Genomic DNA, 26,221 nt, shown 5'->3' with positions numbered 1-26,221 from the left:
GAATGATTAAAATCCCAACGATTGATCAATCAAATATGAATTGTATATTCTGATTAATTAAATATTATCTCTGTGGAAATATTTAATGAGTATACATTTGCAATAATTGCAGGTTGGCTATTACCCAGCGCACTTTTAGGTCTTTTGGGAGACAACCGATTGATCGGTTTTTGGAAAACCATTCTGATATCCGTACTGCTTAGTCCACTGATCGGATTGATCGCTGTGTTATCATCAAAAAGCCGACAAACCGATGCCCTGGAAAAAGCACAGATAAAAGAGCTAAAAGAAGCACAGGGAGAGCGTATCAGCGAAGAACTGGGAAAACTCCATGCGCTTCACGCCAATGGGGCCATCGATGATGATGAATATAAGAAAGCTAAAAATAAATTACTTTCCTGATCAGCGTACGGTCTGAGCCTTGAACAACTGGTAAACATATTCCATATACATTTTTTCGCCTTCTATCAGGTTCCAGTTTTCCAGATCACTTGAATAATGCAAGGATCGGTCTCCCTTTTCCGCACTGTTAATTTCAGTAACATATATGCCGGAAATGTTCATTATCATGTCATTGCTTTGGCCACTAATATCAATTTCAGTTCCGGTCCAGGAATTCCCATCATTTTCCGATTCCAGCAATGTAGTTTTGGAAAAAGCTGTACCTCCGACTACAGTTACATTTTCCTCTAATCGGAAATTGACATAATCATTTTCTGCAAATACACTTGAAACAATCGCATTGACCGTAGTATCCCCACCTGAAGCAATAAAATCATAGTCCACATTGTACTCCGTCCAGTTTATGGCATCGGTGGAATGATGAACTCGTCCATTGGCTATGCCATAAAATTTTTCACCATAGGCCCAAACCTTTTCTAAACTGACGTCCTGTCCACCAACCTGTGTATTGGTTTCTTTCCAACTTACCCCATCATCATCAGAATAAATGATTCGGCCATCATTGACATTGGCAAAAACAATAGATAATGTTGATACAAAGTCGGTAACATTGGTAAGGTCAACTCCGGTAGAACTCAATTGAAAGGTACTGAATTGAACAAATGAGTGAGGCACCGTTTTTATTTCGCCGGTGACATAATCCAATATGTGAGAAGCCAAATTGGTCAGTGCAAAGTCTGCTTTATTGGCCGGGTTATTTCCCAATCCCAGAACATTGTAATAAGCGCCCTTTTCGGCATCGTAAAGTGTGCCTCCCGCATAGGCGTACACTCTTTTGCCATCGGTTTGAAACTGAGCATTGTTGGGTGTATTCTGCGTTGCATTAAAAGTGATGTAGATATCCGTCCATACTTCCCCATCGGTTGTCCATTTCATAACTCGATCATTATTGATCAAATAGAAAACCTCGCTGCTTTCTGGTAAGCTATTCAGGTTATCAAATAAATCATCATCATTATTGCCACAGGAAGAAATAATCAAGACTAAGACAATCAATTGGATCCAATACGTACGTTTCATTGCTGTTTTTTTAAGTGAATCTAAAAATATTCATTTAAATTTTAAGCATTATTAGCAATTCAAAATGACAGACCAATTCAATTCAAGGGTAGAAAACTTTAATACCAATCTCTGGGGGCATCATTTTATCGTACCCGAAGAGATAGCCAAAAAATACATAGAAGGCGATAACAGACGTGTCATTTGCACGCTTAACGGCATAAAAAAAGTAAGAGCTGCCCTCATGCCTTCCAAAAATGGATGGTATATATTACTAAATAAAAAAGTGCGATCAGAACTGGAAATAGAAGAGGAAAGTAAAATTTCAGTATTAATTGAAAAAGACCGCTCAGAGTTTGGAATGGATGTGCCTGAAGAGTTCATCGAAGTAATGGGACAGGAAGAATTGGCCTGGGAGCGTTTTCAGCAATTGACCCCGGGCAAGCAGCGTACCCTGATCTATATTGTGAACAAGGTCAAAAACACAGACAGCAGAATAAGAAAAGCCCTGGCGATTGCGCATCATTTAAAAGAGATGAAGGATGTTCCGGATTTCAAAAGGATAAATGAGTTGATAAAGTATTATAATAATTTGAGGTAGATAGACTTCCAGATTGAAATATATGCTTTCGCTAAATGTATAAATTCAGATTTTTAGCCTTTTTAAAAAAGTACTCCTTGAAGCCCAGTTAAGCATTTTTCTGATTCGATTTTCATTTGACATAATTGCCATAAAGTCAATAACTTTAGCCAATCGTCGGGCAAAATCAATACGAATAATGAATAAGATATTGACTTGCATAATACTGTTGACTTTTTCAATTTCTTATGCTCAACATAGAGTAATTGACACCTTGGTCGATGTAGGTGGGTATAACATGCACTTCAATCTTATAAAAGGAACAGGAACCCCCATTCTTTTTGAATCAGGCGCAGGCAATGATGGCAAGGTTTGGGAGGAAATTGCTCAACATGTATATGATATTACTGGAACAACAGTAATTTATTATGATAGATCTGGTTTTGGAAAAAGTGAGTTAAATCCCAAAAACAAGATTGAGGAAGAATTCGGAATTGTAAACGGACTTCTCGAATTAGAAACCAGTTTGAAAAAATTAAAATATTTCAATAACCTGATCCTTGTTTCTCATTCATACGGTGGGTTTTATACAACATTGTTTTCGGCCAGAAATCCAAGCAAGGTACTCTATAATATAAGAGTAGATGCCAACCTAGCCCAGCAATACACTGAGGATATCCTGGTCAAAACCGAACAGGATAATTTTGTCCATGAAATGAAAAACGAGAATTTAGGCATGTATTACATGGGAATAAATTTTGCAAATACCGTAAGGTTAATGTGGAAAACAGAATATCCCCGTTCAATTCCAGCAATAGATATAATTTCTCCCATTCAAAGACATCACACTGATGATGAATGGAATTTACTTATAAAAACGCATGAAGATTTTGTAAAGGAGGCTCCTAATCGTATTGGAATAGTTGCCTATGGTAGCGGCCATTACATTTATAAAGATAATCCCGGTCTTGTGATTAATGCTATTGTGAAAGCCTACGTGTATACTTTGTGTGATGATAGTACAAAATTGAAAATACTGAATAAGTCTGTTGACAAATCAATAGAACTATTTATCGAAGGAAAACAGAATAAAAAGGAATAAACTATGCACAAAAATGTATACCAATCAATCGGCTTATATACTTGTCCGTTATATGCAATTAATAATCAAAATTAAATGAGAGTTTTTCTGCTTTTATTTTTGCTGATTATCTCTTTTTCTGGAAATTCTCAAAACTTAATTTCTAATGAAAATTCATTGGAGATTGACAGCTATATAGAATACATAATTCAAGAGCAAAAAATACCTGGTTTAGCTCTAGCAATCACTTATAAAGGAAAAGTCTTAAAAAAGAAAAATTATGGATTGGCAAGTTTAGAATATAATGTTCCAGTCACAGATTCATCTTCTTTTTGGTTAGCATCTGTTTCAAAACATTTTACGGCCACTACGATTATGCAGCTTTATGAAAATGGAATTTTAGATTTAGATGATAGAATTCATAAACATCTGCCGGATGCACCAAAAAATTGGGATGGAATTACCATAAGACACTTAATGTCACACACTTCAGGTCTTCCATCATCAAGTAATTCTTCTTATTTAGCTAATAGATCTGCAATGGGTACTTATAGCGCTGATCAAATCTACAATAATGCCAAAAAAGACACATTGCTTTTTAAACCCGGAGAAGACTTTCTCTATAGTGACGAAGGCACATATTTGTTAGGCTATATCACTCACAAAATAAGTGGATTGACATTCAATGATTATATGCAAGATAAGATTTTCAATCCATCGAAAATGAAATCCGCTTACTTGATGAATCATTTTAAAGTTCATCCCAATCAAGTGACTGGATATTCATTGAACAGTGGGGAAATTATTCCGGATAGAAATTCTTACCGCTTAATAGATACGGAACTTAATGCAGCTGGAGGAATTTATGCTACAATTGATGATATGATAAATTGGGAATATGCGATGAGTAACAATATGTTACTTACTCAAAAAAGCAAAGATTTGATGTGGAGTTCATTTAAATTAAAAAATGGGTATTTAACTTACTATGGATTTTGCTGGAACACCCAAATTATCAATGACAATAGAATAATCTATCATCCCGGTGTAGCAGGTACCGAATATTTGAGGTTTGTGGATGACGGGATTAGCATTATAGTACTGACAAACCAAGCGAAATATGAAAGAGCAATATCCCAAAAAATTGCAGAGATAATTGGTATTTCAACTAGTATCAATGAAAAAGATGTAAAAACGCAATCTGTAATCTCAACAAAACCAGTTAAAAAAGAATTGAAAATGCTTATTGGTGAATACAGTTTTTTACCAAATGAAAACTATTATCTGGAAGATTCTTTTATAATGGAGATCTTACTAAAAGAAAATGAGCTTTGGATTGAGTATCCAGCCAAAAAAAAATACCGTAAAAGCTATAAGCTGGCTAAATTAGAAAATCAAAGATGGTTGCAATTGTCATGGGGTCCCGTTTTTGTCGAATTCACTTTTGAATTTTTGAACAATGAAAATGAAATTGGATTTAAGGTTTATGAAAATTACGGTTTAGGATTTGATGTTTACGTGGGAGACTTGAAAAAAATCAACTGATTTTAATACCTAAAAAAGCATATAAAAATGTGTATATGTAATAGCGGTTTAAGTGATAAAACAAAAAAAATATAAAGCAAAGGTTAGTGTTAAACCGAAAAGTTTGTAGTTAGAAATCCGCTATTCCTACACGAGACCGTAAACAATTAAAGCGAATCTTAAAATGATTGATTTTCAAAAAACAATACGTTCCGAAAAAGTCTTTTTGAGACCAATAAAAACTGACGACTTTGAAAAAATGAAAAGTTTGACAAGGGACCCAAAAATGTGGTATTACTTTACGGCTGACTTGTCAGACGAAATAATCTTAAAGCAATGGATTGAAAATGCCGCATCTGAACTCAAAGAACATAAAGCATTACCTTTTACAATTATAGATACTAATAATAAGAATGTTATTGGGACGACAAGAATTGGTAATATCTCAGAGGTAAATAAACGCGTGGAAATTGGATGGACTTGGATTTCAAAAGATTATCAAGGCACCGGAATTAATGGGCATGTAAAAAAACTACTTTTTAAGTATCTATTTGAAGAAACGGATACTTTAAGAATTGAATTTAAGACAGACGTTTTGAATATCCCTGCCAGAAAAGGAATGGAAAAGGTTGGGCTTGTAAAGGAAGGAGTTTTAAGAAGTCATACTTTAATGACTAATAATCGAAGACGAGACACATTATATTATAGCATATTGAAAGATGAATGGATTAAATAATAAATGTTTTTGTTAATGGCCATAAGCAATTAGGTATGCAGTTCTAAACGAAATTATAAACATAAAATAAAGGTCAGTGATAGATTTAAAAGTCCAGAAATAAATTTCACTTATACTCATATCCTAGACGGCTATTCTCAAATTAAGAGAAAGCAGAAAAAGCAAAGAAAAGCCAATAAAGCATCTATGACCAAAATTGGGATACTACTACAAACAAGAAAACTAGCTAAAATAGGTGAGATCTTGGATCTATTCATTTTAGTCATTGCTTTTATTAGACAAATACTTCCTCTCGCTGGTGATAATCCCGTTTTTAAGAAAACTGTAGTTTGGGTAGCCAATATTCTGATGTTATTGTTATATGGGCAGGTCTAAAACTTTGTGGTGAAAGTTGGAAAGACTTCGGCTTGAGGTAAATAGCCATTTCCTGGAAAGAAGGAGTTAAAATATTCCTTCTTTCTCTTTTTGTTTAAGTTCTGGCCTTATCCGGTTTTGTTATAGGGTTAATTATTATGGCCAATATTACTGACGTTCCGTAAAATGCAAATATGAGTGGCTATGATTACTTGGAAGACAAATTCGGAATCCTTCTTTTGACATTAGACAGCGTCTATATTGTTTCATCTTTTGGAGAGGAGGCCATTTATCGAGCCTTCCTAATATAAAGATTCTCAGGAATTGAACAAGAGTCAATAAAAAAACTGTAATAGCAGTAATCCTTTGTTTAATTATTTTTGGACTTGTTCATTATGATTGAAGTCCAATGGGAATGATACAAACAGAATTTATGGGATAAGCTTTGGGTATTTGTTAAATTAAATTAAAAAAGAAGTTTTGGATTTTAAATTTAGCACATATATAAATGGTTAATCATTAAGATTCAGATGAATATAGCATATAATTAGAACTGAAAGAATGAAAAATTTCTTTGAGCATAACTTCTAAGAAAATAACCAGCCTTCACAAACGGTCAGTCCAATGTAAATGTGAACCCTTAGACAATCCCAACACATAAAAAAAGACCGCTTGAAAGCGGCCTTTCTCCTTTATTGAATTTAAATGCGGTCATTATTGCTTTACAAGCTTGTAAACAATTGTGTTATCAATATCGCTAACGCGTACAAAATAAACACCGGAGGTCAATTCTGTTACATTGATTTCAGACTTGTTTCCGCTCAGCATTCCGCTTTGCCAAACCTTGCCTGCTGCATTCATTATAACATAATCCGGGGAGATCATTTTTCCCGAATAGATCGTTAGTCTGTCTTTTACAGGATTCGGGAATACAGAGAATCCGGGTGGACGGACACCTTCTGAAATGGCCAAACCTGCCGAGGTCCTTGCGCCCGCTCCAACACAGAAGTTGGTTGTTTCGCTTGAACCAAATGCTCCACCGGAAGCTAATGTTGTGCCTCCGGAAGTCAACGAGTATGATCCATTACCATAAGAGCAGCAAATTCCATCGCCATAAGAATCGTAGATAATAAAATCATAACAACCATCAGCCAGGACAATATCTCCGCTTATTGTTGATCCATCCGGTTGAGAGCCATATGTTCCACCGGAAGCTACGATTGTAGAACCGCTTCTAATTTCCCATCTTGTTTCTTCAGGATAGTTGTCTAATGTAATAGAAAGATTCACTGTGGTAGTGCCACCACCGCCACCACCGGAAGAAAGGTTTACAGCATCAACTGCCATATCCCCTTGCCAGGTAGTACCTGTTGTACCTACAAATCTTAATTTCACATCACTGCCCGTATAAGCTCCAATATCTACATTAGCTTCTAACCAGCTATTCCCCTGGTTGCCACTTCTAGACCATACATTAGACCAGTTGCTGCCATCTGTAGAAGCTTGTAGCTCAAGTCCTCCCATAGTAGAAGCACCATACATATGATATCTAAATGAAAAAGTGGCGCTGCTTGTACCCGAAAGATCAAAACATGGGCTTTCAAAAATCGCTACTTTATTAGAGTAATTGGGACTGGAGGATTCAACATACATATAAAAGCTACCTGCATAAGCACCGGAAGGCCCTGTATTGTTTGAAGGTGTTCCACCACTTCTTCTTGTCCAATCAAAGTCATCTCCACTTGCCTGTGTCCAGTTACCGAGTCCACTTTCAAACCCTTCGCTATATCCCGGGTTTTCAGTAGCTCCACATGTGAAGCCTCCGCCTCCGCCTCCACCGGCTGTTGTCAGTGATAAATTATCAACGGTCATGTCTCCTCTGAATGAAGAACCCGTCGTTCCTTTAAATCTCAATTTTACAGTTTCACCTAAATAAGACGAAAGATCTACGCTTGCGCTCGCCCAGCTATTACCCTGATTACCGCTAAGAGACCAAACCTGACTCCAGTTGCCATCGGTTGATGCTTCCAAAGCCAATGTACCCATATTGGAGCCATACATATGATAGTCAAAATCAAATGAAGCGCTGGTTTCACCGGATAGGTCGAAACATGGGCTTTCAACTATAGCAACCTTGCTTGGGTAATTCGGACTGGAAGCTTCAACGTATAGATAGTACGAACCTTCACTTGCCGAACTCGGGCCGGTGCTACTTGATGGTGTGCCATTCGCATCTCTGGTCCAATTGATGTCATCAGAAGTCGACTGAACCCATCCACCAAGACCTGACTCAAAACCTTCGCTGTAAGGGAATGAAGAAACAGTGCTTTCACATGTGAAAGAACCTCCCCCACCTCCGGGATTATAAACCGGATCCAGCAAGAAACCTTCACGGCCACCTCCTGAAGAGAAAGTAGCCTGCATTCTTGTATCCTGACCTGCAGAAAACATAAACATACATGCATCATCAACATAATCCATGTAATTCATAAACATATCGCTTTGGCCACCGGAACAACTATTGGTACCGGGTGCAGGGCATCCATAATTAGGATTTCCAGCTACAGGTGTATCGTTTACAAAGTCGTCTACTCCACATCCGCCATCACCCCATATGTGTCTTAGGTTTAGCCAGTGTCCAACCTCATGAGTGGCAGTTCTACCACGGTCAAATGGAGCCGAAAGATAAAAACTACCTCCTCCGGAGACAGAGGCATCGCCAAAATATTGTGGAGACATCACAACACCGTCGGTTGAAGGATTACCACCCGGGAATTGGGCATATCCAAGAATTCCACCACCGATGTCGGCCACCCACATATTCAAAATCCTATCAGGTTCAATTGGCGGATAGGTTTGCTTTACCAGATCATTGGTTCCCCATGTCGAGCGACTGTTGGAGTGTCTTTGTATTTCCAGTATCTCAAATCTTATATCCGTATCCCCTGATCTTACACTCGTGAATATTGATGGTACATTGTTGTAATCACTATTCGTAGCGCTAAAATCTTTATTGAGTCGGTCAATTTGAGATTGAATCTGCGCGGTTGAAATGTTTTCCTGTGAATTGGCATATACAACCTGAATTATACAAGGAATGATAATTTGCCCACCAGACAGTCGTTTGACTGGGTTTTGAGCGTAGCGTTCAGTCAGTTCATTTATTTCAGCCTGACGCTTTGCGTAATCCGGGTCTGTGGCTAAAAGCCGTTCATGCACTTCATCAGAAGCACAGTTTCTCTGCTGAGCGCCGGCAAACTGAAAACAGCCTACAACAGCGCCAATCAATAGTAATCGTTTGATCATAATTATGTGTTAAGTTGAAAATAAAACTCATAAATAATCAAGCATCATCCGGAGCGAATCGAGTATCTATACATCATTTTCCCTGAGTAGGGAATCTTGGACATGCTTGAAAATTTGCTTTCACTATTTATTAATTTTTTAACTCAAATCATAATAATTTTATTAAATATTTTTATTGATATGATTATTATCCCTTTTAAAATTCATTAAACATGATATGTCCTATATATTGATCCTTATATGTTTGGCTTGGTTTACGGGATTGATAATTGGGGCGGAAGGTAATGCCTGATTTTGCACGGCATATAAATTATCAAGCCAACAAGCCATGCCATCCTGTAATTAAATAGAATGATTGGTTCTTAAAATCTATTTTCTACCATTATATCAAATGATACCAGGATAAATTATATGATGTAGATGGTAAATTCTCAAATGCTAAAGCCTTAGTCTTTCACTCGACAATTTAGCCGCTTCTGCTAAAATTTCTTTTTTATCATCAAAAGAATTGCATTTTTGTATAATTGAAGAAATTCCAATCCGATACTGCCATTTTAGTTTTTACCAGAAGTCTGGAAAGCGAATGCAAGCACAAAAAGCTTTCTGAATTTCAAAATGGTAAAATCATTAGAAGGTTAATGGATCAGACAGAAAAGACTGTAAAAAAATCCTGTCTCCCCTATTTTATCAGTTCGGATGAATATCAATACGGCGATTCATTCGGTGAACGACTTTACAATGAGATGCAGAGGGTCTATAACGCCGGTTATAAAAAAATAATTGTCATCGGCAATGATAGCCCTGAGTTAACCTCAGAGACATTAATAAATGCTTCAGAAGACATTGAAAAAGAAAGAATTGTTTTGGGCCCTTCCAGTGACGGTGGAGTATATCTCATTGGAATTCACAGAAAAAATTTAAACAGACATCAGTTTATTAATCTTCCATGGTTAAGCGATAGGGTTTATCACGCTTTTAATGAGTATTCCGATTCAAATTCGCTGACTATTGTTAATTGCGGACAACTGGATGATATTGACAATCAGGAAGATTTAATAAATCACATCAAAAATCATCCACTACATAGATTTTCACTCTATATCAATTCTATCCTGGCCTCGGATTCAATCAGTTTAATCAAAAAATCTGAGTCTAGCCGATCGTTTGAAATTTTAGGATTTAGGCAATTGCGCGCGCCCCCCTCTTTGGCGAACTAATTGTACTATTTTTTAATCCTAAAATTTATCAAAATGAAAGACACCTATTATAACCGAGAGGATCTCGGTAAATTTGGCAATATCACAGAATTTCAAAAAAAGCTTGGAGATCAGTTTTTTCAATATTACAATGAGGTTTTTAAAGAAGGCGCATTAACTGCACGTGAAAAATCTTTAATAGCGCTAGCCGTGGCACATGCCATTCAATGTCCGTATTGCATAGAAGCCTATACCGACGATACCATGAAAAAAGGAGTCGATGAGGAACAAATGATGGAAGCAGTTCATGTGGCGGCTGCTATTCGTGGAGGAGCTTCTCTGGTTCACAGTACTCAGATGATGAACATTGCCAAAGAAAAGATGATGTGATATGGAGAAAACACTTCTCAGAAGAAAACACGAGCTTTCAAAAAACGAACATCAGATTGCCATTCTCAACAATGCCGACAAACTGAAAATTCCGACTTTTCGGGATAAAATTGAAGATTTAGGAATTTTCCCTCTCAAACCCACCGGCATAGAAATATTTCAGATAAATGTGGGAAAAATGTGTAATCAGGTATGTAAACACTGTCATGTAGATGCCGGGCCCGATCGCAAGGAAATAATGACAAGGGAGACAATGCAGGCTTGTTTGGAAGCATTAAAAAATTCTGACATACAATCGGTTGATCTCACCGGAGGAGCGCCGGAAATGAATCCGGATTTTCGATGGTTTGTAGAAGAAATAAGGAAACTGGGTAAAAATGTTATCGTGAGATGCAACCTCACTATAATACTAGCCAATCCCAAATACAATGACCTGCCGGAATTTTTTAAAAAACATAAAGTCAATGTGGTAAGCTCATTGCCCTATTTCAATGCAAGAAGAACAGATGCTCAAAGAGGTGAAGGCGTGTTTGAAAAATCAATTCAAGCCTTGAAAATGCTCAACGAAGTAGGCTATGGAAAGGACCCCAATTTACAATTGGACCTTGTATATAACCCAACAGGTGCATTTTTACCCGGCGATCAGCAAGGACTGGAAGCAGAATTTAAGAGAAAACTAAAAGAAGGCTTTAACATTGTATTTAATAGTCTTTTCGCCATTACTAATGTTCCGGTGAGCCGTTTTTTGGATTATTTAATCGCAAGCGAAAATCTCGAGTCCTATATGAACGAGTTGGTTAATGCTTTTAATCCTTCAGCAGCCATGGGTGTCATGTGCAGAAATACTATTAGTATTGGCTGGGATGGATATGTTTATGACTGTGACTTTAATCAGATGCTTGGTATGAAAGTTGATGTCCCCTATGGAATGCATATTAGTGAATGGGATCTGGAACAACAAAACAACAGGAATATCAATATTAATCAGCATTGCTTTGCTTGTACTGCAGGTGCTGGCTCTAGCTGTGGTGGTTCATTAACTTAATACGCTTATCCCGATTGTACTTGTAATCAGGACGGTGATTGCGTCCTTCCCTCGATTCCTTTATTCATTAATAAAGATTCTTGTCAATTATATAACTTCGCACCTAAATGAAAATTTGGCTGACATTTGCTTTTGTGATATTCGCTTTAAGTCTTTCAGCACAGGAAGTGGTACCGGCTGATACCAGTAAAAGCTATGTAACTTATGGGCCAGAACCAAGTTTTCCGGGGGGCCTTGAGGCCTTTTATAAGTTTGTGCAAAAAGAACTTGAAACCCTCGATCTTGACGGCACAAGTTCCGATCCGGCTTGGGTCAAATTCTTGGTTGATAAAGATGGAACTATAATTAAAGTAGTTATTCTCGAATCTCCGGACAAGGGATATGAAAATGCAATTCGCGATATGTTTAAAAGAATGCCCAAATGGCAACCGGCAAGACGAGAGGGTGAATTTGTCATCTCGGAAATGACCCTTCCCATATTTTTCAATTGATAATGGAGGAGCATCAAAATAAAATACCGAAAGTGTTTTATCATGTTGGCATGGGCAGAGCTGCGAGCACCTATTTGCAATACGATGTCTTTCCTTTTTTCAAAAATGTTACTTATATCCAACGCACTCGATTTAAGTATTTTAATAAGATCGTCAAGCGTGGAAAATCAGACAAATATTTTGTCTCCAGGGAATACGATCAACAATTTGAAGAAGAAGTAGAAAAATTTTCAAAACAATTCCCCGATGCCCATCCCATTGTGGTTTTCAGACGGCACGATGGCTGGATTGCATCACAATACCGACGATTTGTAAAAAATGGTAACCATTTGACCTTTAAGGAATTTATCGATCTGGAAAATGATAATGGCCTGTTCTCGATAGCAGACCTCTCCTACTATCCCAAAATCAATTACCTGGAAAAGCATTTTACAAATAAGCCTCTGGTGGTTTTTTATGAAGAAATGATCAATGAACCATTCACTTTTATTGACAGAATCGCCGATGTTATGAATGCATCGTACAAAAGAGATGACATCAATTTAGACAAAAGGCATTCCTCTTATAATAAAAATCAGATAAGAGCAATTTATTGGGTTGGTAATTATTTTAACATCAGAAAGCGAAGGGTATTTAACAATTCCTTTTTGCATTTTCTTTGGCGCTTGTATCTGGGAAGCATACGCTATTCTATTTTATACATCGCCAAAATATTGCCCGATTCTATGTTTAATCAGGGGCCACTTATCGAACCAGATGAATTGCAAGCAGTGAAAGATTATTTTAGTGAAGATTGGGAAAAATGCATCGCCTATGCAGAAAAACACTATGGGAAAGTCAATTTCTAGCGATGCTTTAACCACATTGGATTGAGTTTTTCTATTTCTTTATAAACCGGGCAATTCTTATCATGCGCTCCCGGCAGATAACCTGAACTCATAAGAAATTCATTTATAATTTCACCTCCGACAAATTTAAAACCAGTTTTCTTAAATAATTTTACCCATTCTTCCTTTGAAAGAGGATGCTTTTCATCAAGCCAGTTTTTGAAACTTCCATGACTTTTCTTCATTTCCATAATTATTCGGGCATTGTGAATGGCCGCATTTACTTTCAATTTATTTCTAATAATGCCGGCATTTTGAAGTAATCTTTTACGGTCCATTTCACTATAAGCAGCAACTTTATCAATACTAAAGTCTGAATATGCCTCCCGGAAATTATCTGCCTTATTCAAAATTGTTGTCCAGCTAAGTCCTGCCTGATTGATTTCAAGAATCAATCTTCCAAATAGGTCATTGTCGGATTTTAGAGGAAATCCATACTCTTCATTGTGATAGCGAATATGTGGGCTATCATCAGGCATTGACTCAACAGCTATGCAGTAAGACATGAATAATATTTTAAAATGATGGAAAAACTTACGTCAAACAAAAAGTGCAATTAGATTCCACTTTTCGCAATTAAATCAATTCTAAATTTAGAATGTTTTTAAACCTTAATCTCATGAATAATACTATCGTTGAAAAAATTGAAAGCATTTGCATCTCCAAAGATGACTCGATGAATAATCTTTCATTGGCCTGGGACAATATTAAAGAATTACACATTCAATTTGAATTAAACCCAAAATCATTAAATACTGAAATCATTTCTCCATTAGACAAGTTGGCAAACTATTTTGCCGATTTGCTGAAAGAAGTAATTCATCAATACGATGAGACTTCGGTGAAAATTGGGGAAATGAGTTTTAAGGTATTAAAGCTTTGTATAAGACTGATCGATAAAATATACTATTTCAACAGAGGGGGTGAATCGGCCTATTCATTTAATTAATTTCAGTCCAAATATTTTCTGTAATTTCTTCAGTAAATGAAATTTCGGGATTTAAAATCTCATGAATAATATCAATGAGTACAGTTTCGACGCTCTGACAGAAATTAATTTCATCGTTCAGATGTTCGGCCGTTTCTAATTTTATAAAAGGATCATTGCCTTTTCGAAAAAAGTAAAATCCCGATTCAATTCTGTGATTTTGATAAGGACGCATAAAGTCAAGATTTGCTTTATTTTTTAATAGCAAATATTTATAGATGAGAAGCTGAAGAATTTTATCTTTGTTTTTGGTATCCCAAAGGGCCTCACTTAAATCAAATTTAAATTTTTCGGAATTTTCAATCCGGCCGGTTTTATAATCAACAATACGAATTATATCTCCCTGTAAATCAATTCGGTCTGCTTTACCATGCAGCGTTACCTTAATTTCTTTATTGAGAACCTTATGCTGAAATGTAAAAATATGAGTGAGGTCTCTTTCTGTCTCAAGAAGTAAAAACTTATCCGTTCTAATAAGATTTAAGTACTTTTCGATCAGCGTTCCTGCAGTAAATAAATAGAGCTTATTTATACCTTTTTCGGTCTCAATATCCTTTGCTAATTTTTTGGTTTCTTCTTCCAGTAATTGATTTAAATCGGTTTTCGCTATTATAAGATCTACTAATTTCTCATCTATTATTTCATTTTTATAAGGTCTTAATATCCTGTCTAAAGCTTCGTGAATAATAGAACCAAATGTATTGGCCTCGAAACCCTCTTCAAGTACATCAGGCTCACGAACTTCCAAAATAACCCTTTTGAAAAAAGTAATGGGGTCTCTTAAATAAGTATTAATTAAGGAGGGTGAAATACCACGATCCTCCCCTTTGTAGTTTTTTCGGGATATGTAAGATTCGATTTTACGAATCATATCCTCATTTTTTCGAATGGAAATTAACTTATCCGGGTTTTCCGGGAAATAATGTAATACAGTTTCCTGTCCTGTTTCCCTGTTAAAAAAAGGGAACATCTCAAACTCCAATTGCTTTATAAACCTACTAGGACTTGCCTTTCCATTCATAGGGTCATTTGAATTGTGATAATAAAGGTTTAAACTTTTAGTTCTGTGAAACAAACGATAAAAGGTATAAGACAAGGAGGCATCCTTATCAATAAATGTTGGAATATTAAATTGACTTCGAATATCAAATGGAAAAAGACTATCCTGAATCCGTTTTTTTGGAAGGTCACCTTCATTGCAGGAAATGATAAAGGTATAGTCGAAATCGAGTGCTCTCGTTTCCAGTAATCCAATTATCTGAATTGGACTTATAGGTTCTCCGGCAAAAGGGATATTGTACTGATTAAGTAATTGAAAAAGCAGTTTCCTGAATGTTTTTGAATCCAGATCCTTTTGGAATTGATCCAAAAGATCCTCCATTTTCTCAAATACTCTTTGAAAAGCATTTAGAAAAATTCTTTCATCCTCAGGAATATTCTTGAAATTTTCTAATATTATTTGGGTCAGTCTTAATCCAAAATCACAAAATCCTACCCCGTTTTCATTCCAGGTATCCATCAAGAGTGGAATGACTTTGTTTTTCTCAATTTCCAAAACCTCTTTTTTCTTCAAATAAGCCTTGTTGTGCTTACGAACCCGTGAATCGAGTTTTTCAATTTTTTTACGGTTTTTAAAACAAGCCTTAATCAAAGGATGAGTTAAAACAGTTTTAAGGATTTTGTAGTGAATACCCCGATTATCGTTTTGAATTAGTGATTCATGAAGTTCAAAGATCAATCGCAGTAGTTGATAGAATTGACTTTCTTTTAGAGGCCTTCCCATACTGATATTTAATAAATCAGTAATATCAATTTCTCTTCCCTTTTTGTCCTGTATTGTTAATGGAAAACTTTCGAGTAGAATTTTTAGCAAGGACTCGTCCGCCAGGACTATGGCCATTAAATTTTTATTGGGTTTTATCTCATTTTCATAATCCAGCTCTTTCAGTAGGTCAAGAACATCGTCAACCACTTTCTTAACCTGTGCATTTTTATTTGGACAGGATTTTATCTGAACTGCTGGGAAATTTTCTATGCTTATTAATTCATGAACATCTTTATTGATATCATATGAATTATAAGTTCTGAAGTACTTTCCGGCCTCATGATAATTTCTGGAGTAATAATAATTATCGATATCCCAACTGAAATGAACTTCGTAGTTCGATTTAAGAATACTTAAAATTTTCTTCTGCGATTCAGTCAGGTAATTGAATCCTCCAACAAAAATTCTATTAAAATTGATGTCATTTTTTAGCGACTCAAAATTTTCGAAGAAAAAACGATAGGCTAAACCTGTGTAGCAAATATTTTTTGAAAGAAGGTAGGATTTGTTTTTTTTATACAGTTCCGCTGCAATGTCCCAGAAAGTAAAATAATCACTCACTATTCCATTTTCATCAAAGGAAAGATTATCAACACCAAGATCATTTGACCAGCGTTCGAGGCTTGCGCTTTGACTCATTAATTTGAAAACAGATTCATCATTAACAAGATTTTGATCTATGCTATCAAAGTCTTTAAGGAGTAACATCGAATAATTTAGAAAATCCTCAAATGGAAAATCGTATTTTGACTGTATGTCTTTATAAACCTTATGCAAATTCATTAAGGCGAGTTCCTGAGAAGCGATATCCAATGGGATACACTGATATACAAATTCTTCAAAACTTTGAATTTCCGGCAAAATCAAGCTTCCTTCAGCGTGTTTGACAAAATATTCTTTGGCATAGAGCACAGCCCTTTTTGTTGGAAAAATCAAACAGGTATCCGAATAATTCGACTTTTTTTCAGCAACTATTGCAAGAATCAAATTCTCAATAAATGCATTCTGATTATTCCTCATGCTTTGTCCATACTTTAGATTTGAAGCTCAAAATAATCATACTTTTGCAGAAAGCTAATAAATACAATGAAAGAGAATCCCTGGAAAACACTAAGTGAAGAAAATGTTTATGATAACCCCTGGATACAAGTAAGTCATAACCGGGTGATTAACCCAAATGGAGGTGAAGGGATTTATGGCAAAGTAAGTTTTAAAAATCTAGCCATAGGTATTATTCCCATCGATAATGAATTAAATACATGGTTGGTAGGTCAATATAGATATACCATTGACGAATACTCATGGGAAATCCCAATGGGAGGTGGCAAAATTGGTATTCCGGCAATTGAATCGGCAAAACGCGAACTGAAAGAAGAAACGGGAATTATTGCTAAAAATTGGGATTTGATTTCTAAAATACACACTTCCAATTCGGTGACAGATGAGCTTGGTTTTACGTATCTGGCGCAAGATTTAAGCTTTGAGGATACAGAATTTGAAGAAACAGAACGATTGGAAATTAAAAAATTACCCCTGCTGGAAGCTTTTGAGCTAGTAATGAAAAATGAAATTACTGATTCATTAAGTCAGGCTGGAATATTAAAAGCGCACATTTTCGCAGACTATGACAAAAATCAAATTCGCATTCCGGAATCAAATACAATAAAGATTTGAACAAAAAGGAATTACCCAAATCATTTCAAAAATCAATAAAAGAAAATCTGCCTTCACATGCCGAGGATTTATTGAAAGCATTGGAAAAAGACTCTCCTATTAGTATACGATTAAATCCATTTAAAAATAATCCCGATACAAAATCTCTTGAAAAAGTCCCCTGGACAGACAAGGCCTTCTATTTATCAAAAAGGCCTGCCTTTTACGCAGATCCTTTTTTTCATTCCGGAGGGTATTATGTCCAGGAAGCATCTTCAATGATAGTAGAGTACATTCTGAAAAAGCTCCAAATAAATAATGAAGAATTGCTCGCTTTGGATTTATGCGCTGCCCCTGGCGGTAAAAGCACTATTTTATCTACTTTTCTAGAGAATAATGGCGTTTTGGTTTCGAATGAGATCGTTTGGAAACGCAACCTTATTCTTCAGGAGAATCTGGAAAGATGGGGCCAGAGCAACACGATTATAACGCATAATAATTCCGGCGATTTTAGAAAACTCAATCAGGTATTTGATTTGATTCTTGTCGATGCACCTTGTTCCGGTGAAGGTATGTTTCGCAAGGATCCTAGGGTTATACAGGAATGGTCTCCTTCCAATGTTGAGTCTTGTGCTTTAAGACAGTCCACAATCCTTGAAGATATTGCATCGAGCCTCAAAAATGAAGGCTATCTAATCTATTCAACCTGTACTTACAACTTCCTGGAAAATGAATCCCTTATCGATAAATTTTTAAGTCAATATGACTTTGAATGTATTGAAATTGATGGAATTGAAGATTTTAGTATTGTTAAAAATAGGCATGGTAATGCCATATTTTATCGCTTATTCCCGCACAATATAAAAGGTGAAGGTTTGAGTATTTGTATTCTCAGAAAAAAATCTACTGCTGGAATATTTTCAAAAACCAAATCAAAAAAAGGACAAAATAAATTCAGCAAAACCGATTTTAGTCCCTCTATCAAAATCTTAAATGAAAATTCGAAAATTTCCTATGTCAAAAGAGAGAATGAAGTTTTTGCAATAAAATCATTAATTCCGGAGAAAATTCTTTCACAATTAAATCCATTAAGAATTATAAAATTTGGTACGCACATAGGTGATTTCAATCGGGATAAGTTTGTCCCCTCTCATGGCTTGGCATTATCACTATTGTTGTCAAAAGATATTTTTTGTATTGACCTCGACGAGTCGGGGGCCTTAAGAGTATTGCAAAGAGATGCCTCACATTTAAAAAGTAATGATGACTATACAGAGTGGATTGCATTAAAATATAAAGGCAACACCCTGGCATTGGCAAAAAACCTTAAAAACAGAATTAACATTCACATTCCTAAAACATTCAGAATTCGCAAGAATATCGATGAATTTCTGTAACTCTTAAAAATATAAGCCGTAATAGTGTAAAAGCTTTTTGAATAAATGATTTTCTGGTCTGTGTTAGACTAAAATGGTTCTTATAATGGAACCATTTTTTTTGCTTGAGGTTATTTTAGAATAATTTTGCAATATGAAAAGAGTTGTGGTGGGTCTTTCCGGAGGAGTGGATTCCAGTGTTGCTGCCTATTTACTAAAAGAACAGGGTTATGATGTAATTGCCATGTTTATGAAAAACTGGCATGACGAATCCGTAATTCTCGATGATGACTGCCCATGGGTTGAAGATAGCGCTGACGCGCTCATAGTTGCAGAAAAACTAGGTATTCCCTTTCAAACCATTGATCTGAGCAAGGAATACAAAAAACGCATAGTTGACTATATGTTTAATGAATATGCTGCAGGCCGGACTCCAAATCCTGATGTTCTGTGCAATAGGGAAATTAAATTTGATATATTCCTTAAAGCTGCCTTGAAATTAAAAGCTGATTTTGTCGCCACTGGACATTATTGCAGAAAATCTGAAAAAGATATAAATGGGGAAAAGGTTTACTCCTTGTTATCCGGACTTGACAAAGGCAAAGATCAGAGTTATTTTTTATGTCAAATAAATCAATACCAATTGAGCAAGGCTCTTTTTCCAATAGGCCATTTGCAAAAAGCGGAAGTAAGAAAAATTGCTAAAGATTTAGATCTTGTAACAGCTGAAAAAAAAGATTCTCAGGGATTGTGTTTTGTTGGCAAAATCTCACTTCCGGAATTCTTACAGCAACAGTTAAAACCGAAAAAGGGGAAAATCATAGAAATCCCGGCCAATTCTGAAATATATTCTTCTCTTCCAAAAAGTGATTTTAACACTGATTTAAACCAGCTTTCCAAAACCTTTGAGTACGCTCCTGAAAATGGTGAAATCGTAGGAGAGCACAATGGCGCACATTATTTTACTATTGGCCAAAGAAAAGGATTGAATGTAGGAGGTAAAGAAAAACCCCTATTTGTTATTGACACCGATGTTAAAAACAACATAACCTATACAGGTCAAGGCGATGATCATCCCGGTTTGTATCGCTATGGATTGTTTATCCCAAATTCAGATATCCACTGGCTTCGCGAGGATCTTAAAATGAATAACGGGGAGGTCAGAAACTATCTTTGCAGAATAAGGTATCGACAACCTTTACAAAAAGCAAAATTACATAAAGAGGAAGCTGGGCTTTATATCATCTTTGAAAATAAACAAAGAGGGATAACAGCCGGTCAATTTGCGGCCTGGTACGATCAGGATGAATTATTAGGTTCGGGTGTAATCGGGTAAAATATTTTCAATTCACTAGCTTTGCAGCTTAAATAATCAATTATGAATAAAATATATACAATTGTAATGAGTCTAGTGCTCCTAATTTTTGTTAACGCATGCACCGATGACGAAGGCAATCCAATAACAAATCCAACCGATTTGGTTCCTTCAATGAGTGCTAACGTAAATGGCGAGGCATGGACCGCAACCGGTGCTCCGGCAGCTGTTGACAGTGCAGGATTTCTTTATGTTACAGGCTATAACAATGATGATTCATCATCCATTTTAATTCAGATTGCTAACCCGGAAGAAAAAACATATAGTTTTGGTGATAGCACTGCTGATGCCAGTGCCTATTATGGTGGTTTTAGCTCAGGGTTTAATTTTGCAAGTTCTGGCAGCCTTGAAATAACCAAGTACAATGCAGGACAACTGATAAGTGGCAATTTTAATTTTTCTACTGATTCTACCTTTGTTGGTTCTGCAAAGACAGTGACCAATGGCCGAATGAATAATGTTGTTGTTGTAGTAAAATAATATTCAGCAAAAAAAAAAGCAGCGACAATGTCGCTGCATTATTTAGAAAAAACTACTACTAGCTTATTAACCTATTTTTATTGTTCTTATTGGTTTTTGTTTTGCTTCCTCTTTTTTAGGAATACTGATATTCAAAACACCATCTTTGTAAGTAGCTGCGATTTTATCAGCATTTGCGCTTTCAGGCAACGTAAATGATCTCCTAAATGACTGATAATTAAACTCCCTCATGGTGTATTTACCATTCTCATCTTTTTCTTCATTATTTGATTCTTTTTCTGAAGAAATAGTCAACTGATTATTATCAGCCTCTACTTTAAAATCATTTTTAGACATTCCCGGAGCTGCAAGCTCAACATGAAATGTGTCTTCTGTTTCTTTTACGTTCACTGATGGCATTGTACCTACCATTCTGTTGCTGTACAATTCATCATTAAAGAAGTCGTCAAACAGATTTGAGAAACCTGGGAAATAACTTCTTTTGCTCGGATTATATTTTACAAGTGTCATAGCTTTTATTTTTTTGTTTAACATTTAATTTGAATCCAATTGGTATTTATCAATTGCTATACCAATGTATAAATTATTGTTTTTTATGTCATTTTGTCTTTTTTTGATTAATTGTGGTAAATATTCATGCCATATTGTCTTCTTTTGGAGAAGTTTTGTCAAAGGATGAACTTTGCAATACGAATAAAATTTTCGGATTTATGTATAAAACAAAGCTTATTTTTCTTTTCATTTTCGCTTCGATGAGCGGCGAACTAATAGCTCAGACCACTGAAAAAGAAATGCTTCAAATATTATCGCATGCATCTGATGGACAGTCAATTGTGATAGATCAAAAAATAGCATTAACCGAAGGAATTACATTGAGTGGTGTTAAAAATCTACAAATAAATGGCAAAGAAAATGCTGAGCTTTTTACTTTCAACAATATACCAAACATTATAAAACTCGAACATTGTCACGAGATTTCAATAAGCAACATTCGAATGAGAGTTGGTGTGAAAAATGTTGGAGGCCCAATAATTGTCATTGAAAATTGTACAAATATCTTATTAGACAATCTCGATTTGGGTGAATATGGAATCAATGCCTTAGAAATTGATGAATCAAGCAAAGGGATCAAATTGTATAATTCTAGAATTAAATCATGTCATGATAGCGGGATTAAAACTGCTACAGCATCAGTGGAAATTAGAAATAATAGCTTTTCTTCTAATTCTCAAATTGGAAGAAGCCAGCCCGATTTAGATGTTGCTGAAATCGACGGTTATCCCCTCGTTCGTTATAATTCGTACAGGGTTTCGGATTATGTAAAACACAAAAGAACAGTCGATGAATTTGTGCAATCTAGAAATACCATCAGTTATAATTTTGATTGTTTTAAAATTGTGAAAAAGTTTGAAATGGACGATGGTTCCTCAGGTAAATTAAGCGCATTCTATGAAGGAGAAAACAACAAAATTCTTGATAAAATGGAACTCGATTATAAAGGACCAAAAGGTCAAATCACCGCGAGTGCCTATTTCCTCCATGAAAATTTAGTTTATACTACATATGAAATTAAAAAAGGAAAAGTTGGGATCAATTATTTTGTATATGGTGATTTTCTCGAACATTTAGAAAAAGCTGATTCAAAAGCCTCCGCTCATGTAAGCGGAACGCCAGATTTCAATAAAAAACAATTTAACCAATGGCTGGATGCCATCGAAAGTTGGTTAAATTTTACGAATGATGAAGCCGAAGAATTGGCTCTTTACAAAGACAAAGACTCGTTTATTGCTGTGCCATATTAAAAAAATAGTGAATTTAATTAGGTAAAATTTTAATCAGCAATCCAGTTTGATTAATTAAATTCATTCCAATAAACTTTTAGATCTTTTCCTATCAATTTGGATAGGTTTTCTACATCTTCTTTGAATTGAGACGCCAGTTTAATTCGGTCTTTGCTATCTAATTTCTGGCTTGTCGTTTCAACCTTATTTAAGTTTTCCACTTTTGATTTTAGTCCAACCAAAAAATTATGCGGTAATATTTTCTTCAATATTTTCTTGATTGAAAGTTGATAGGTCAATGCCTTTTGAATAAGTGGAAACCTGGGTTTATATGCCGTATTTTTCGATTCAAGTTCAACCGTTATTTGCGGATTGATTCCAAGAAACTCGCAAACCTCCTTAAATTGAAGATTGACATTTTTGATATAGTCTTCAAATATCAAAATTTTGACATTCTTGAATTTGTCAATATATCGTTTTACCTGCTCATAATATTTGGCCCTGTTAAGATAATCCCAGTCATATTCAATAGATTTTACTGAAATGGCATTCGGATTTTTTGTGTCTCTTAATTTCAAGGCTTCAAAAAAATCAAACTCCTCTTTTAAGTCTCTTTTGCGATGCTGCCACAGGGAATAAGACATGTCTATGGGATTTCTTAATATAATAAGAATCCTGACTTCTTCACCCAACTTTTCTTTGATCAATTCCGGGCTTTGTTCATCAAATAAGTACGTTACTGAAGCCTCGCCTCTGGCTTTAAAATTATTGGCGCCCCTGAAAATATTCTGGTACTCTTCCCAGGTATTGATGCTAGAGTATTGATTCAGAGGAATAAAATAGCCTGGTTCTTTAATATAAGGTTTGAAAACCTCCGGATGCCTACAAAGCTGATCAAATAAACTGGTTGTTCCGCTTTTGGCAGCTCCTACTATTAAAAAATTAGGTAAAAAATCATTCATCTTTGGAAGAAAGGTAAATAGAAAAAAGACTTACCAAAAAGTTGTTTTATGATTATTGTACACCAAATATTCCATAAAATCAAACTGAAGCTATTTGCAATGGCAGCACCTACCAAACCATACAATGGAATTAATAAATAGTTGAGCACAATATTTATTATTGAAGAAACTAAAATTATATTCTTAAATACCTTTTGATGACCTGTCAGCTGTAATACAATACCTGTTGGTCCGTTCAAAGTGTTAAATATCTGACCAATCATTAATATAATTAGGGGAATGGCAGCTGATTGAAATTCTTCTCCAAACACTCCCAATATTTGTTCAGGAATTAACAAAGTAATTATAATCAAAGGTACAGTAGCCCAAAAACCCATTTGGGTTGTCTTTCTTAGTTCTTTAAATAATAAATCCTCTTTTTTCAATGAAGCGAGTTCTGTAATTCTTGGCCCAAGCGCCGAATTAATGGAAATGAGAATAAAACTACCTAGCAGCGCTATTTTGAAAGCAATTGCATATGTACCTACCTCAGTTTCGCTGTAAAACTGACCGATTACTATTCCATCAAAATAACTCATCAGAAAAAAACAAAGAGAAGAAACACCAATTGGAATAGAGTCAGACAATAATCCTCTAAAATTTCTATTTTCCTTTTTAAACTCCCTTTCTGAATGATTAAATGTTCCCCAAAAACTTAAAAGTGCAAGAACCGAAAGCGAAATAATAAAGTAAACAACCAAATTATCAAAAGCCCCCAATCCATTAAACTTTTGAATTAGCATGTAAATACTTAAAAGTAAATACATGCCAAAATTTTGAAAAATTGCAAAAAGGCCATAACGTTTTTTTGCTCTGTGGATTTCACCATTAAAAAACATGAGCGTGTAAAATGGTAGAGAGAGCAAAAAAGTCATCACATATGCCGCCATTGTATCGGAAGAAAAAGCATATTGAAACACTAAAGGTTTGATCATAAAGACCAATCCCAGAATTACTGCAGAAGCAATGCTAATAAAAAGTGTAGATCGGATCTGAAGATACCTTATTCCTTTTTTTGTATTTCTTGAATAACTAATTTCCTTAAACATTCCAATTCCAAGACCACTTCTTGCAATGATTGAAAATAACTGGATGGCAGTAAATGAAAGTGCGAAATACCCAACTTCAGAAGCACCATAAGTAGTTGACAGCAATAGAAAAAACAAATAATTAAAGCCAATCGTCCCGATTTTAAAGAATAATATTATTCCACTGGACTTTGCTAATTGATTGGATCTGATATGTTTTAACTTTTTTAGAATAAGAGCAGCTTTTAAAACGCGAATATAGCTAAATGTAAAATCTGTTAAATTCTAAAAATCATTAATTCAAGAATTAAGCCTTGTTCAATATGATTTTCTTATTTTGACAGCCGTTTAATTTAATTCATTAAGAATTCACATGGGTATACTTCAGATTATCACGATTTTAATTATTCTGGCAGCCCTGTTTACATTTATCAATATATCCATTCTTAAGCTACCTTCCACGATTGGCCTAATGCTTTTAGCGCTTGGGCTTTCCTTTACCGTGGTAATATTTGGGTATTTCTTTCCCGGAATTACAGAAATAGCTGTAAACATTATGGAATTCGATTTTTCCTATGTTTTGCTCAATGTAATGCTGAGTTTTCTACTTTTTGCCGGGGCATTGCATATTGATTTGAGCAAACTCGCAGAAGAAAAATGGTCCATACTGACTCTGGCTACCCTTGGAGTATTGATATCTACATTTATAACCGGAAGCATTGTTTATCTGGTTTTACCTTATCTCGGATTGCATATTTCCTATATCCACTGTTTGCTTTTTGGAGCCTTAATTTCTCCAACTGATCCTATTGCAGTATTGGCAATGGTTAAAAAAAACCCAATCGCTAAAAATCTTGAAATTAAAATTGCCGGTGAATCACTTTTTAATGATGGCATCGGTGTGGTTGTGTTTTTAACTATTCTGCATATTGCAAGAAGTGGTTCTGATGTATTTGACCCATTTTCCGCTTTGGCTCTTTTTGGACAAGAGGTGATTGGCGGTATTGCACTGGGAATGGCCTTGGGTTTATTGGGATTTTGGTTATTAAAAATTGTGGACAATGACCATGTTGAATTGGAAGTCTTAATTACACTTTCGATGGTCATGGGAGGAGCTCAATTGGCTGAAATATTTCATGTTAGCGGTCCTCTTGGCATGGTGGTTATGGGGATCATTGTTGGTAATGAAGGAAGAAGTGAGGCTCTTTCAAATGTAACCGGTGAATACGTTTACAAATTCTGGCATTTGATAGATGAAGCCCTGAATGCCATTCTATTTATTTTAATAGGCCTTGAGATGATTATAATTACATTTCGTTTTGACTTTTTTGTTGCCGGCCTTTTTGCAATCCAAATTGTATTATTATCGAGGTGGGTTGGTGTAGGTTTACCAATTGCTTTCATGAGTTTGAGTCGAAAATTTGAAAAAAACACAATAACCATTTTAACCTGGGGTGGACTAAGAGGAGGTATTTCCGTTGCTCTGGCTCTTTCTCTACCTAAATCGCTGGAAAGTAAGGATATGATCGTTGCCATAACCTATAGCGTTGTTTTATTTTCTATTCTTGTTCAGGGCTTAACAATCCGAAACTTTTTTAATCCTTTAAGATCTGCAGAAAACAGTGAAATAGAAGAAGTATAGTACAGGTCATTAGAACGACCT

Annotated in this window: 24 protein-coding genes; 17 read left to right on the top strand and 7 right to left on the bottom strand. The window is 35.4% G+C overall.

Annotated elements, in window-relative coordinates; all coding sequences use genetic code 11:
* The first annotated feature begins 72 nt into the window (after positions 1-72).
* A complete protein-coding gene (locus HZR84_13880) occupies positions 73-402 on the top strand; it encodes an SHOCT domain-containing protein (GenBank protein QNL22983.1) in 330 nt (109 codons plus the stop codon).
* On the opposite strand, the gene HZR84_13875 is transcribed toward HZR84_13880, so the two are convergent.
* Positions 403-1,482 (bottom strand): hypothetical protein, encoded by a 1,080-nt coding sequence (locus tag HZR84_13875; protein QNL22982.1) that lies wholly within the window; start codon positions 1,480-1,482, stop codon positions 403-405.
* A 64-nt stretch (positions 1,483-1,546) separates the two neighbouring features.
* Between HZR84_13875 and HZR84_13870 the strand changes: the two genes are divergently transcribed.
* The 4 genes from HZR84_13870 to HZR84_13855 all read left to right on the top strand — a co-directional run bounded on the left by HZR84_13870 (position 1,547) and on the right by HZR84_13855 (position 5,382).
* Positions 1,547-2,062 carry a YdeI/OmpD-associated family protein gene (locus tag HZR84_13870; protein ID QNL22981.1) on the top strand — a complete coding sequence of 172 codons (516 nt, stop codon included), beginning with the start codon at positions 1,547-1,549 and terminating at the stop codon, positions 2,060-2,062.
* 178 nt (positions 2,063-2,240) lie between these two features.
* Complete coding sequence (locus HZR84_13865; protein QNL22980.1) at positions 2,241-3,143, top strand: alpha/beta fold hydrolase; 903 nt, start codon at positions 2,241-2,243, stop codon at positions 3,141-3,143.
* Positions 3,144-3,218: 75 nt separating this feature from the next.
* On the top strand, positions 3,219-4,667 hold the full coding sequence (locus HZR84_13860) for a beta-lactamase family protein (GenBank protein ID QNL22979.1): 1,449 nt from the start codon (positions 3,219-3,221) through the stop codon (positions 4,665-4,667).
* Positions 4,668-4,830: 163 nt separating this feature from the next.
* Complete coding sequence (locus tag HZR84_13855) at positions 4,831-5,382, top strand: GNAT family N-acetyltransferase (protein QNL22978.1); 552 nt, start codon at positions 4,831-4,833, stop codon at positions 5,380-5,382.
* Between the two features lie 1,068 nt (positions 5,383-6,450).
* Here HZR84_13855 and HZR84_13850 read toward each other — a convergent pair.
* A complete protein-coding gene (locus HZR84_13850) occupies positions 6,451-9,042 on the bottom strand; it encodes a choice-of-anchor J domain-containing protein (protein QNL22977.1) in 2,592 nt (863 codons plus the stop codon).
* 524 nt (positions 9,043-9,566) lie between these two features.
* On the opposite strand from HZR84_13850, the gene HZR84_13845 reads away from it, so the two are divergent.
* From HZR84_13845 to HZR84_13825, 5 genes are all read left to right on the top strand, one after another.
* Positions 9,567-10,259 (top strand): DUF2064 domain-containing protein, encoded by a 693-nt coding sequence (locus tag HZR84_13845; protein QNL22976.1) that lies wholly within the window; start codon positions 9,567-9,569, stop codon positions 10,257-10,259.
* A 33-nt stretch (positions 10,260-10,292) separates the two neighbouring features.
* Positions 10,293-10,628 carry a carboxymuconolactone decarboxylase family protein gene (locus HZR84_13840; GenBank protein QNL22975.1) on the top strand — a complete coding sequence of 112 codons (336 nt, stop codon included), beginning with the start codon at positions 10,293-10,295 and terminating at the stop codon, positions 10,626-10,628.
* A 1-nt stretch (position 10,629) separates the two neighbouring features.
* On the top strand, positions 10,630-11,673 hold the full coding sequence (gene arsS, locus HZR84_13835; protein ID QNL22974.1) for an arsenosugar biosynthesis radical SAM protein ArsS: 1,044 nt from the start codon (positions 10,630-10,632) through the stop codon (positions 11,671-11,673).
* 107 nt (positions 11,674-11,780) lie between these two features.
* Positions 11,781-12,164 carry an energy transducer TonB gene (locus HZR84_13830; GenBank protein ID QNL22973.1) on the top strand — a complete coding sequence of 128 codons (384 nt, stop codon included), beginning with the start codon at positions 11,781-11,783 and terminating at the stop codon, positions 12,162-12,164.
* Between the two features lie 2 nt (positions 12,165-12,166).
* Positions 12,167-13,012, top strand: a complete 846-nt coding sequence (locus HZR84_13825; GenBank protein ID QNL22972.1) for a hypothetical protein — start codon at positions 12,167-12,169, stop codon at positions 13,010-13,012.
* On the opposite strand, the gene HZR84_13820 is transcribed toward HZR84_13825, so the two are convergent.
* Complete coding sequence (locus HZR84_13820; GenBank protein QNL22971.1) at positions 13,009-13,557, bottom strand: DNA-3-methyladenine glycosylase I; 549 nt, start codon at positions 13,555-13,557, stop codon at positions 13,009-13,011. The two genes, HZR84_13825 and HZR84_13820, sit on opposite strands and share 4 nt — an antisense overlap.
* Positions 13,558-13,670: 113 nt before the next feature.
* Between HZR84_13820 and HZR84_13815 the strand changes: the two genes are divergently transcribed.
* Positions 13,671-14,000 (top strand): hypothetical protein, encoded by a 330-nt coding sequence (locus tag HZR84_13815; GenBank protein QNL22970.1) that lies wholly within the window; start codon positions 13,671-13,673, stop codon positions 13,998-14,000.
* On the opposite strand, the gene HZR84_13810 is transcribed toward HZR84_13815, so the two are convergent.
* Entirely contained in the window at positions 13,993-16,884 is a 2,892-nt protein-coding gene (locus tag HZR84_13810; protein QNL22969.1) for a PD-(D/E)XK nuclease family protein, read from the bottom strand. The genes HZR84_13815 and HZR84_13810 overlap by 8 nt on opposite strands.
* A gap of 66 nt (positions 16,885-16,950) precedes the next feature.
* Between HZR84_13810 and HZR84_13805 the strand changes: the two genes are divergently transcribed.
* The 4 genes from HZR84_13805 to HZR84_13790 all read left to right on the top strand — a co-directional run bounded on the left by HZR84_13805 (position 16,951) and on the right by HZR84_13790 (position 20,748).
* Positions 16,951-17,538, top strand: a complete 588-nt coding sequence (locus HZR84_13805; GenBank protein QNL22968.1) for an NUDIX hydrolase — start codon at positions 16,951-16,953, stop codon at positions 17,536-17,538.
* Complete coding sequence (locus HZR84_13800) at positions 17,535-18,914, top strand: RsmF rRNA methyltransferase first C-terminal domain-containing protein (GenBank protein ID QNL22967.1); 1,380 nt, start codon at positions 17,535-17,537, stop codon at positions 18,912-18,914. The genes HZR84_13805 and HZR84_13800 overlap by 4 nt, the downstream gene beginning before the upstream one ends.
* A 133-nt stretch (positions 18,915-19,047) precedes the next feature.
* On the top strand, positions 19,048-20,229 hold the full coding sequence (gene mnmA, locus HZR84_13795; GenBank protein QNL22966.1) for a tRNA 2-thiouridine(34) synthase MnmA: 1,182 nt from the start codon (positions 19,048-19,050) through the stop codon (positions 20,227-20,229).
* 42 nt (positions 20,230-20,271) lie between these two features.
* Positions 20,272-20,748 carry a hypothetical protein gene (locus HZR84_13790; protein QNL22965.1) on the top strand — a complete coding sequence of 159 codons (477 nt, stop codon included), beginning with the start codon at positions 20,272-20,274 and terminating at the stop codon, positions 20,746-20,748.
* A 66-nt stretch (positions 20,749-20,814) separates the two neighbouring features.
* On the opposite strand, the gene HZR84_13785 is transcribed toward HZR84_13790, so the two are convergent.
* Positions 20,815-21,258 (bottom strand): Hsp20/alpha crystallin family protein, encoded by a 444-nt coding sequence (locus HZR84_13785; protein ID QNL23273.1) that lies wholly within the window; start codon positions 21,256-21,258, stop codon positions 20,815-20,817.
* 242 nt (positions 21,259-21,500) lie between these two features.
* Here HZR84_13785 and HZR84_13780 point away from each other — a divergent pair, with 242 nt between their 5' ends.
* Positions 21,501-22,550 (top strand): hypothetical protein, encoded by a 1,050-nt coding sequence (locus tag HZR84_13780; GenBank protein ID QNL22964.1) that lies wholly within the window; start codon positions 21,501-21,503, stop codon positions 22,548-22,550.
* Between the two features lie 50 nt (positions 22,551-22,600).
* Here HZR84_13780 and HZR84_13775 read toward each other — a convergent pair whose 3' ends face one another.
* Together HZR84_13775 and HZR84_13770 are read right to left on the bottom strand one after the other, a co-directional pair.
* Positions 22,601-23,491 (bottom strand): sulfotransferase domain-containing protein, encoded by an 891-nt coding sequence (locus HZR84_13775; GenBank protein ID QNL22963.1) that lies wholly within the window; start codon positions 23,489-23,491, stop codon positions 22,601-22,603.
* Positions 23,488-24,684, bottom strand: a complete 1,197-nt coding sequence (locus HZR84_13770) for a flippase (protein ID QNL22962.1) — start codon at positions 24,682-24,684, stop codon at positions 23,488-23,490. The genes HZR84_13775 and HZR84_13770 overlap by 4 nt, the downstream gene beginning before the upstream one ends.
* Before the next feature lie 247 nt (positions 24,685-24,931).
* Here HZR84_13770 and HZR84_13765 point away from each other — a divergent pair, with 247 nt between their 5' ends.
* A complete protein-coding gene (locus HZR84_13765; protein QNL22961.1) occupies positions 24,932-26,200 on the top strand; it encodes a sodium:proton antiporter in 1,269 nt (422 codons plus the stop codon).
* The last annotated feature ends 21 nt before the right edge of the window (positions 26,201-26,221 follow it).

Source organism: Hyphobacterium sp. CCMP332 (assembly GCA_014323545.1).
Lineage (GTDB): Bacteria > Bacteroidota > Bacteroidia > Cytophagales > CCMP332 > CCMP332.
Note: the sequence above shows the minus strand (reverse complement) of the source record. Positions and strands in the feature narration are given on the sequence as shown.